General features: G+C 43.3%; 9 protein-coding genes and 1 pseudogene. 7 read left to right on the forward strand and 3 right to left on the reverse strand.

What is annotated here, in order from left to right:
* The first annotated feature begins 135 nt into the window (after positions 1-135).
* Positions 136-297, forward strand: coding sequence for a hypothetical protein (locus tag AC1DIV_RS06495; RefSeq protein WP_170946879.1), 162 nt, complete (start codon positions 136-138; stop codon positions 295-297).
* Between the two features lie 42 nt (positions 298-339).
* Here AC1DIV_RS06495 and zwf read toward each other — a convergent pair whose 3' ends face one another.
* On the reverse strand, positions 340-1,836 hold the full coding sequence (gene zwf / locus AC1DIV_RS06500) for a glucose-6-phosphate dehydrogenase (protein ID WP_477576014.1): 1,497 nt from the start codon (positions 1,834-1,836) through the stop codon (positions 340-342).
* A gap of 229 nt (positions 1,837-2,065) precedes the next feature.
* Between zwf and rnz the strand changes: the two genes are divergently transcribed.
* From rnz to AC1DIV_RS06525, 5 genes are all read left to right on the forward strand, one after another.
* A complete protein-coding gene (gene rnz, locus AC1DIV_RS06505) occupies positions 2,066-3,007 on the forward strand; it encodes a ribonuclease Z (protein ID WP_477576016.1) in 942 nt (313 codons plus the stop codon).
* A 63-nt stretch (positions 3,008-3,070) separates the two neighbouring features.
* On the forward strand, positions 3,071-3,889 hold the full coding sequence (locus tag AC1DIV_RS06510; RefSeq protein WP_048678511.1) for a squalene/phytoene synthase family protein: 819 nt from the start codon (positions 3,071-3,073) through the stop codon (positions 3,887-3,889).
* 206 nt (positions 3,890-4,095) lie between these two features.
* Positions 4,096-5,091, forward strand: coding sequence for an ABC transporter substrate-binding protein (locus tag AC1DIV_RS06515; RefSeq protein ID WP_477576018.1), 996 nt, complete (start codon positions 4,096-4,098; stop codon positions 5,089-5,091).
* Between the two features lie 32 nt (positions 5,092-5,123).
* Positions 5,124-6,155 (forward strand): ABC transporter permease, encoded by a 1,032-nt coding sequence (locus AC1DIV_RS06520; RefSeq protein ID WP_477576019.1) that lies wholly within the window; start codon positions 5,124-5,126, stop codon positions 6,153-6,155.
* The gene (locus AC1DIV_RS06525) at positions 6,130-6,924 is read left to right on the forward strand and encodes an ABC transporter ATP-binding protein (RefSeq protein ID WP_477576021.1); all 795 of its coding nucleotides are present in this window, start codon (positions 6,130-6,132) and stop codon (positions 6,922-6,924) included. Before AC1DIV_RS06520 ends, AC1DIV_RS06525 begins: the two co-directional genes overlap by 26 nt.
* A gap of 157 nt (positions 6,925-7,081) precedes the next feature.
* On the opposite strand, the gene AC1DIV_RS06530 is transcribed toward AC1DIV_RS06525, so the two are convergent.
* Positions 7,082-7,633, reverse strand: a complete 552-nt coding sequence (locus tag AC1DIV_RS06530) for a MerR family transcriptional regulator (protein ID WP_063594070.1) — start codon at positions 7,631-7,633, stop codon at positions 7,082-7,084.
* 285 nt (positions 7,634-7,918) lie between these two features.
* Between AC1DIV_RS06530 and AC1DIV_RS06535 the strand changes: the two are divergent.
* Positions 7,919-8,349: pseudogene (locus tag AC1DIV_RS06535) on the forward strand (VOC family protein).
* Between the two features lie 110 nt (positions 8,350-8,459).
* Here AC1DIV_RS06535 and proC read toward each other — a convergent pair.
* Positions 8,460-9,557: pyrroline-5-carboxylate reductase (proC, locus tag AC1DIV_RS06540; RefSeq protein ID WP_477576022.1), on the reverse strand; the 1,098-nt coding region annotated here is incomplete at its 5' end.

The following is a 9,557-nucleotide window of genomic DNA, read 5'->3' on the forward strand; positions in this document are numbered from 1 at the left end:
TAGTATGATGTATGACATTCATCCTTGCTTTTTTTAGGTTTAAACACCTGTGGAAAAAGGAATATAAACATTGAAAGAGATGGGCGGACCGTAGAATACAGTAGGCAGAAAGAGAGAGAAGGAGCGGAGGACTTTATGTTCATCATCTGGTGGGCTGTAGCCATTTTTTTATTTTTCATTGCCTTAGAATCCGGTGTTTCGTTTTGGCTTAATTCAGAAAAAGAGGAAGAAATGTCTAAGTCCAAGGAAATGTTTCATATTATCCGGAATAAATTGCTGAGGAAGAGTGTTTCATGAAGAAGAAGGGATGCAGATTCAAATCTGCATCCCTTTTTCATTTCAATCATTATTTTCGTTTTTCTTGACTTGCCACCAAATATGTCCATCTTCCGCTAGGAGTTCATCGGATGCAAGTGGACCTGTTGATCCCGCTTCATAGTTAGGGAAAGACTCGTCTTTAGTATTTTCCCATGCATTGGAAATGGTATCGACGAACTTCCATGAGAGGGCAACCTCGTCCCAGTGCGTAAAGTTTGTAGCATCCCCGCGCATGCTGTCAAACAATAGCTTTTCATATGCCTCGGGAGAATTGATGTGTTCGATCCCTTTGTTCGAGACGGTCAGCTTCATTGGCTTTGTATTGGATGTCGTCCCGGATTTCTTGACATTTAAGTACAATGTGATACCTTCGTCAGGCTGGATATTGATGACGAGAAGATTCGGATTCAGCGTTTCTTCCGTTTTATAATACAGATTCATTGGGATATCTTTGAATTGAACAACGATATTCGTTGATTTGACATCCATTCTCTTACCGGTTCGGATATAAAAAGGAACACCGGCCCAACGGAAGTTATCAATCATCAATTTACCCGCAACATAGGTCTCTGTGTTGGATTCGGGATTTACATTATGTTCATTTCGGTAGGCCGGAAGCATTTGACCATCTATCGTTCCTTCACCATACTGGCCACGAACGAAGTATTGGTTGACTTCGTCGACTTTCATTGGTCGAAGTGAACGCAATGCCCGTACTTTTTCGCTTCTAATCTCTTCTGTCGTCAAAGCGATCGGGGGTTCCATTGCAAGCAAGGCCACCATTTGCAGCAGGTGGTTTTGGACCATATCCCTTAGGGCACCGCTGGTTTCATAATAACGCCCGCGTTCTTCAACGCCGAGTGTTTCGCTTGAAGTAACCTGGATGTTGGATATATATCTGTTATTCCATAGCGGCTCGAATAGGGCATTGGAAAAACGGATGACCTCGATATTTTGTACCATTTCTTTACCTAAATAATGATCGATACGGTAGATTTCATCTTCAGCGAATGCAGTCCGAATCTGCTCATTCAATTGTTGTGCTGTTTCAAAACTGTGTCCAAATGGCTTCTCGATGACCAGGCGCTTATAGCCATCCGTGTTACTCAGGCCTTGTGCTTTAATCTGTTCGGCAATCGTTCCGAAAAACTCAGGTGCCATCGCCAAATAGAAGATCCTGTTTCCTTCTAATTGATATTGTCCGTCTAATTGTTCGGCAATGTCTTTTAATTGCAAATATGATTCGGAACTTGAGACGTCATGGGAGTGATAATGGAAATGGGAAATGAATTCGTCGACCTTTTCTTCCGCATGTCCGAACGTAAGAATCGAGTCCTTGACACTTGTTTGGAACTCCTCGTTCGTCAATGGCCTCCTTGCCACTCCGACGACCGCGAACTTATTGATTTTCTCTTTTTGAAATAGTCGATATATGGAAGGAAACAATTTCCTTTTCGCTAAATCTCCGGTAGCACCAAAAATCATGATCAATGCTGTGGGTTTATTGTTTTCTGTCATGTTAAAACCTCAACTTTCCGTTAAATCTGTCTATAAAGTTGGAATTCCCGAATGTGTACCAATTTCTAATTTTACGTTTAGCTTTCCCTCAAAGCAATCAATTTGCGCATTTTTTCTCAGATTTCATTAAAAGTTTAATTTGGTTTCTGTTTTAATGGGTCATAAATGAAAGAGCACCTTGGTTATGCTATAGTTAAGGCATAAAGTATTTGCAACGGAGGTAGTATGAGTGGATTTCGTTTTATTGGGTACAGGCGCTGGCGTTCCGGCCAAAGCGCGGAATGTGACATCGATCGCCCTTCAATTATTGGAAGAACGAGGGACGGTTTGGTTATTCGATTGTGGGGAAGCAACACAGCATCAAATATTAAAAACGGCGGTCAAACCGAGAAAGGTTGAAAAGATCTTCATCACCCATTTACATGGTGACCACATCTTCGGACTGCCTGGTTTTTTAAGCAGCAGATCTTTTCAGGGCGGAGTGGATAAATTGACCGTATATGGTCCACAAGGCATAGATTCATTCATTAAGACGAGCTTACAGGTGAGTGGAACTCATTTAAAATATCCCTTGGAAATCATCGAAATTGAAGAAGGCACAGTGTTTGAGGACGAACAATTCACAGTGACGGCCAAGTCGCTTGATCATGGCATTTACAGCATCGGTTATCGGATTGTGGAAAAAGATCGTCCGGGCAGCCTACTGGTCGATCGGCTGCGTTCCGAAGGTGTGAAGCCGGGGCCTCTTTATAAAGCATTGAAAAATGGACAAACGGTCTGTCTCGATGATGGCCGTGTCATAAATGGGAAGGACTATATCAGTGCTCCGCATAAAGGCCGGATCATCACGATTCTTGGTGATACAAGAATGTGCAGCAATGCGCTCATTCTTGCTGAATCGGCGGATTACCTTGTTCATGAAGCTACATTTTCAGCGGAAGAATCTGAAATGGCATCAGCCTATTATCATTCGACCACCGTTCAGGCTGCAGAAACGGCTTTGAAAGCGGGGGCTAAGCATCTAATCCTTACCCATATCAGCTCACGGTATACTCCTGAGGATGCTGAGAGGCTAAAAGAGGAAAGCAAAGCGATCTTTGCAAATACGATCATGGGTGAAGATCTGATGGCAATTAAAATTCCTTTGTATTCAGAGGAATCGGGCAGCTGAAATCAAAGCCAATGTTTGATATAATTAATCAATTGTTCATTGGATATTTAAAGGAGTGTAAATATGACTGACAAAAGTGACCTACATACTAAAGCAATGGATTTTCTCCTAAAAACAAGCCGGACTTTTTTCATTCCAATCAGTTATCTTCCAAAGGGATTACAAGAGGCTATTGGAGCTGCATACCTTTGCATGCGCGCCATTGATGAGATCGAGGACCACCCAGGTCTTCCGGCAGATAGTAAGGTTTCCCTGTTACAGGCCCTTAGTGAGCTGCCGGATGCGGATTTCAAGGAAGAAGATCTTCAAAAGTTATTTGAACCATATAAGGATGACCTGCCTGAGGTGACACTTTTTCTTTCGGACTGGGTTGAATTTTGTCCACCCGGTGCAAAAGGCAAAGTCTTGGAGTCAACAAAGGAAATGGCCGAAGGCATGGCAAAATGGGTTATTAAGGACTGGCAAATCCATAACGAAGAGGAACTCGATGATTACACTTATTATGTTGCAGGTTTAGTAGGGGTCATGCTGTCTGATATGTGGAACTGGTACGACGGAACCGAAACGGACCGTGAACTTGCCATCGCATTTGGCCGTGGACTCCAAACGGTCAATATCCTGCGTAACCGTGAGGAAGATGCAGAACGTGGTGTGAACTTTTATCCCGATGGCTGGGGTTTTAACGAGATGCTTGCCCATACGGAGCGTAATCTTGCATTAGCCGATGCGTACATTGGAGAGATTGAAACGAAGGAAATCATCCAATTTTGTAAAATACCCTTGGAATTGGCAAAAGCCACATTGAAAGCCCTAAAAGAAGGCAAAGAAAAAATTGATCGGGCTACCGTTACCGAAATTGTCAGCCAGGTTGTCGAACATTGATTTTTCCAAAAGCTGCTGTGAAAGTTACCATACCTTTCACAGCAGCTTTTTTCATGTTTTACATGTAGAACTCAAAAAATTCTAAAAAGTTAAAAAATATATTGGAATAATTGGGACTAAACGATTATAATTTAGGAAATAAAAGCGAAAAAGCTGGCGTCGATAGAAAAACATTATTTTAAATAAGGAAAAAGCGGGGGGAAAATATGAAAAAGAAATTATATTCAGCTGCAGCCATGACATTGGTCGCAGGTTTATTATTGGCTGGGTGTGGAAATGAAAAGGAAAAAGATGCGGCAAAGGATGAAAGCGGAAAGGATACCTTCAACATTGGGGTGACACAAATCGTTCAGCATGATTCCCTGGATCAAGCATATGAAGGCTTCCAGGCGGCATTGAAGGATAGTGACATCAATGCGAAATATGATCTTCAAATTGCTCAGGGTGACCAAAACAACAGCCAAACGATTGCCAATAACTTCGTTGGGGATAAAGTGGATCTGATATTTGCGAATTCGACTCCTAGTGCTCTAAGTGCTTTAAATGCGACCAAGGATATTCCGATCGTCTTTACATCGGTTACCGATCCTGTAGCGGGGGAGCTTGTCACTTCTTTGGGAAAACCAGGCGGAAATGTGACGGGTACGACGGATTCCCATCCTGAAGCCATTGCCAAGTCAATGAACTTCCTAGCGGAAGAGCTTGGCGCCAAAACGATTGGAACGGTTTATAACACAGGGGAGCAAAATTCAGTCGTCCAAATAAAAAATGTGAAGGCGGAAGCGAAAAAAGCTGGATTGAAAGTCGTGGAAGCGTCCGTATCGACTTCAGCGGATGTTAAACAGGCAACGGAATCATTAATCGGAAAAGCGGATGCTTTCTATATCATTACTGATAATACAGTTGTCTCGGCACTGGAATCGGTCATTTCCGTGGCAAATGATCAAGATATCCCCTTGTTTGTCGGCGAGCTTGATTCCGTGAATGCTGGCGGTTTTGCAGCATATGGCTTCAGTTACTATGATATTGGTTATGAAGCGGGGCAGAAAGCGGTTGAAATCCTCAAGGATGGTAAAAAACCTGGAGATATCCCGGTTCAATATCCACAAAAACTGAAATTGGTCATCAATGAAAAAGCAGCAAAAGATATGGGTGTTGAAATAAAAGAAGAATGGAAAGCAGATGCTGAGTTTGTAAAATAAACTCTGCTTTTGTTCGGGGAAGGAAGAAAAAAATGTTCTCAGCCTTATTCAACTCTTTTGAGTCGGGAATGATTTATGCAATCATGGCACTTGGTGTCTATTTAACATTCAGGATTCTCGATTTCCCGGATATGACTGTGGAAGGCAGTTTTGTGACAGGGGCGTCTGTTGCCGCGATTATGATCGTTAACGGTTACTCGCCGATCGTAGCCACGTTGTGTGCCATGGTGGCAGGCTTCATCGCTGGGACGATAACGGGGTTCCTTCATACGAAAGGGAAAATCAATCCTCTCTTGGCAGGTATCTTAATGATGATTGCGCTCTACTCGATCAATTTGCGGATCATGGGTGCATCCAACATTCCGTTGCTTTCCCAAACAACCATTATCACGAATATCCAGGATGCCTGGGTTGGCACCGGACTGGACAATTTGTTGAATGGTCTTTTATCATTCGTGGGTCTCGGTGACAGCCTGCCGAAAACGTGGGCCATATTAATCGTTATGCTGGTTGTGGCTGTAGTCATCCAAGCGGGAATGTCAGCGTTTTTAAAAACGGAAATTGGTCTTGCCTTACGGGCGACTGGTGATAATGAAGCCATGGTCAAGAGTTTTTCCGCCCATACCGGCAACATGAAGATCTTAGGACTTGCAATCGGAAATGCACTTGTGGCTTTTTCGGGATCCCTGGTTGCTCAATATAACGGTTTTAGCGATATAGGCATGGGGATTGGAATCATTGTCATCGGATTGGCATCCGTCATAATCGGTGAGGCTCTATTTGGTGCAAAAACGATTGCACGTGCTACGCTGGCTGTCATTGGAGGGGCGATCATTTACCGAATCGTCGTAACCTTGGCACTTCGCGTTGAATTCCTTGAAACGGGAGATGTTAAATTAATTACGGCACTTATTGTGGTCGGGGCACTTGTCATTCCAAAAATTTCCGATAAACAAAAGGAAAAAACCCGGAAGAAAAGGCGGCTTAAAGAAATACAGATGCGTCATGATGGCACTTTACCGAAAGGGAGGGAAGAATATGCTTCGGTTAAATCAGATTTATAAAGTGTTCAATGAGGGAACACCAGATGAAAAGCTAGCCCTTGGTAATCTGGAACTGCAGATGACAAAAGGTGAATTTGTAACAGTCATCGGTAGTAATGGAGCAGGTAAATCGACTTTGATGAATATGATTTCCGGCAAGATTCTCCCTGATGCCGGTGAAGTCATCATCGATGGTGAAAACGTATCGGCCATTGAAGAACATGCCCGTGCAAAAATGATTGGACGCGTTTTTCAGGATCCCATGCTGGGTACTGCACCGCATATGACGATTGAAGAAAATATGGCAATTGCTTATGGCAGAACCAATAGAAGAGGTTTAGGCTTTGGGGTGACAAAAAAACGGAAAGAACTTTTTAAAGAATGTTTGGTCACCCTTCATTTAGGCTTGGAAAACCGGATGACTGCAAAAGTGGGATTATTGTCAGGAGGGGAGCGTCAGGCACTATCACTGCTGATGGCGACCTTCACCGATCCTAAAATCCTGCTTCTTGATGAACATACTGCAGCGCTTGATCCTTCGCGGGCAGAACTTGTTACAAACCTGACGAAGGAAATCGTCGAAAAGAACCAATTAACGACGTTGATGGTGACTCATAATATGCAGCAGGCAATCGATCTTGGAAATTCCCTGATCATGATGGATAAGGGACAGATCATTTTCGAAGCCAGAGGCGCTGCAAAGCAGAAGTTAACCGTCGAAAAACTGCTTAACGAATTCCAACGCATCAAAGGCGAAAAAATGATCAATGACCGTGCAGTGTTGATTTAAGATGATGAAAAGGCCCGACCCAGGTGAGATTAATCTTGGGTCAGGGCCTTTTTATTTTGGGGTAATTATTAAGATCAGGTCCTATTTCTGAAGAAATGCTTTGCCTAACAAAAATGGTTATTTGTGGGGTGCTCATGAAAAATCTTGATAATAGATGTCAATCGCTGTCGGCTGTGCTCCATGATGAACTATCGTTCTTTCTGTTTCCGAAAATCATTTTTATGAATGGCCTTTTCTTCGTCTTTTTAGTGGCAGCAGCTTCTTCAGCTGCGAGGAAATAATCAAAGTGCTGGCCCGTTGGTGTTTCCAACGCTTCGATACGGGCTTCAAGCTTTTTAACGAGTTTGTGCATTTCTTCCATTTCACTTCTGTGCTGTAAAAGCTGATAGGATACAACATCGTCCGCTTTTGTCTTCAGGCCATTTTCAAGCCTGATGACCCGTTCAAGCAGTTGATCATGTTCTTTATTCGGTTCGGAGTGTTTCTGGATGGTTGCTTTTCTAACTTTTTTCTCTGAGATGCTGACCTTTTGGAGAATGATGCCCTCGTTCAGCTGATCTTGGATTTTTCTCAATAATGCAATGTCTTCATCCGAAAACTGGTAGTGGCCAAGCTGATTCCGTTCTACTTCCATGTTCAATTGGGTGACCCAGCGTTGAATCGTACTATGGGAAACATTCAGTAACCGGGCAACTGCACTTGTATTCATCGAGATTCCCCCTTTTGCTTGTTGAATTCGATAAGTGTGGGGGAATTCCTTTACAGATGACAAAACATGTATTCATTCGGCAAAGAAAGTGGAATTCCTACGTAATTTGCATGAGGGTCAATCCAAGGTGGATTCCCCGTGCAACTGCTTTTTGCAAAGTGGTGAGCAGTGTTAGGAACTTTAAGAAGCATTTGCTATGGTATGGGTGATGGTCAATTAAGCTAAAAAGGGAAAAGTGATCCAGATGTCGAATTTACCCTTAAAACATGGAAAAGGAGGACTAGCATGAACAGGATCAACATTATAACTTTAGGTGTCAGGGATATTACTCAATCATTAAGGTTTTACCGGACGGGTTGGGATTCCGTACATTGATTAAAGAGGACGATCCCGCAATCGTTTTTTTTAATAATGCCGGTACGAAACTTGCTTTGTATCCTTTAGAGGAGCTAGCAAAAGACATTAATGAGATGGAACCGCCTAAGAAAAATGGTTTCCCGGGTCTTACGCTCGCTTATAATGCTAAATCCATTGAAGAAGTGGATGAAGTGATCAACAAGGCTGAAAAGGCTGGGGGAACGATCGAGAAATCACCTCAGCATGTTTTTTGGGGAGGATACAGCGGATATTTTTCAGACCCCGATGGTTACTATTGGGAGGTTGCGTATTCGAAGGACTGGAGTTTCGATGAAAATGATATGCTGATTATAAAGTAACGCTCACTTCAGAAGGCTTACCCTTTATAAGATGTATGGATCATAAAAAGGGCTGTTGCCTGCCACTGCTGCAGGAGTGGCCAGGCAACAGCCGATCATCATCATGCGGCTTACTGCGAAACTACATATTTGGCCAGTTCTTTACTTATTTGATTGCCCATTCGCTTCGATTGCTCTGTCGCTTCTTGTACACAGGCAATGAATGCATCTTCCACTTGATGTGCTTGTAGAGCCTTCAGACCTGCTTCAGTCGTTCCGCCTGGTGAAGTTACTTCCTTTCTTAGTACGGCAGGCGTTTTAGGTGATTTCTGTAACATGTCGGCTGCGCCCATCAATGTCTGGAGAATCAATTGCTTAGCGGTTTCGGAATCGAGCCCTATTTTTTCCGCTGATTTTTCCAATGCCTCGACCAAGTAATAAATATAAGCAGGACCGCTGCCTGATAAGCCTGTTACCGCATCTAGCTGGCCTTCTTCGACCACTGCCACCGTACCAACCGTTTCAAAAAGGGTAATCGCCGTTTGTAATTGCGAGTCTTTCGTATGACAGTTAGCCGCAAGGGCCGTTGCTGATTTTCCTACAGCTGCCGATGTATTAGGCATGGCACGGACGATCGAAAACCGCTTGTTTGCGATTCCTTCCAAGCTTGTTGTATGAACCCCGGCAACAACGGAAATGAACAGCATTTCTTCACGAATGTATTCTTTTATTGATTGCATCGTTTCTAAAATATCTTTCGGTTTCACCGCCAGTACGACAAGGTCTGCATCCTGTACTAATAACTGCAGTGATCGTGTTGCAGTTACACCATAGTGGTCCTTTAAATAAACGAACCGATCATCATTTGATTTATTTGTTACAAAAATATTTTCTGGTTCAATTACCTGTTGGGTCACCAGCCCCGAAATGATTGCTTCTGCCATCGATCCAGCTCCGATAAACGCGATTTTTTTCATATTTCCCGCTCCTTTTTCTTTTGAATTTTCGGCCATTTTATGAAGGCTGTTTTCACATACTTTGTTGCTATTTACCAGGTAGTGAGTTGTGGTTGATTTCCCTTCCAGATGCTCGCTTTCCGCGGGGCGGGCGGTGAGCCTCCTCGGCGTAAACGCCTGTGGGGTCTCACCTGTCCCGCTGCTCCCGCAGGAGTCTCGCACTTCCGCTCCAATCAACCTTAAATAGTTTCGTTTAAAAACAACAATCTTTAC

The organism is Peribacillus sp. 05N428, from assembly GCF_056397085.1.

What these genes read in the sequence shown, in the direction of transcription:
- AC1DIV_RS06510 (WP_048678511.1), top strand. Translation starts at nt 3,071, where the DNA reads ATGACTGACAAAAGTGACCTACATACTAAAGCAATGGATTTTCTCCTA.
- AC1DIV_RS06495 (WP_170946879.1), top strand. Translation starts at nt 136, where the DNA reads ATGTTCATCATCTGGTGGGCTGTAGCCATTTTTTTATTTTTCATTGCC.
- AC1DIV_RS06515 (WP_477576018.1), top strand. Translation starts at nt 4,096, where the DNA reads ATGAAAAAGAAATTATATTCAGCTGCAGCCATGACATTGGTCGCAGGT.
- zwf (WP_477576014.1), bottom strand. Translation starts at nt 1,836, where the DNA reads ATGACAGAAAACAATAAACCCACAGCATTGATCATGATTTTTGGTGCT.
- AC1DIV_RS06530 (WP_063594070.1), bottom strand. Translation starts at nt 7,633, where the DNA reads ATGAATACAAGTGCAGTTGCCCGGTTACTGAATGTTTCCCATAGTACG.
- AC1DIV_RS06525 (WP_477576021.1), top strand. Translation starts at nt 6,130, where the DNA reads ATGCTTCGGTTAAATCAGATTTATAAAGTGTTCAATGAGGGAACACCA.
- AC1DIV_RS06520 (WP_477576019.1), top strand. Translation starts at nt 5,124, where the DNA reads ATGTTCTCAGCCTTATTCAACTCTTTTGAGTCGGGAATGATTTATGCA.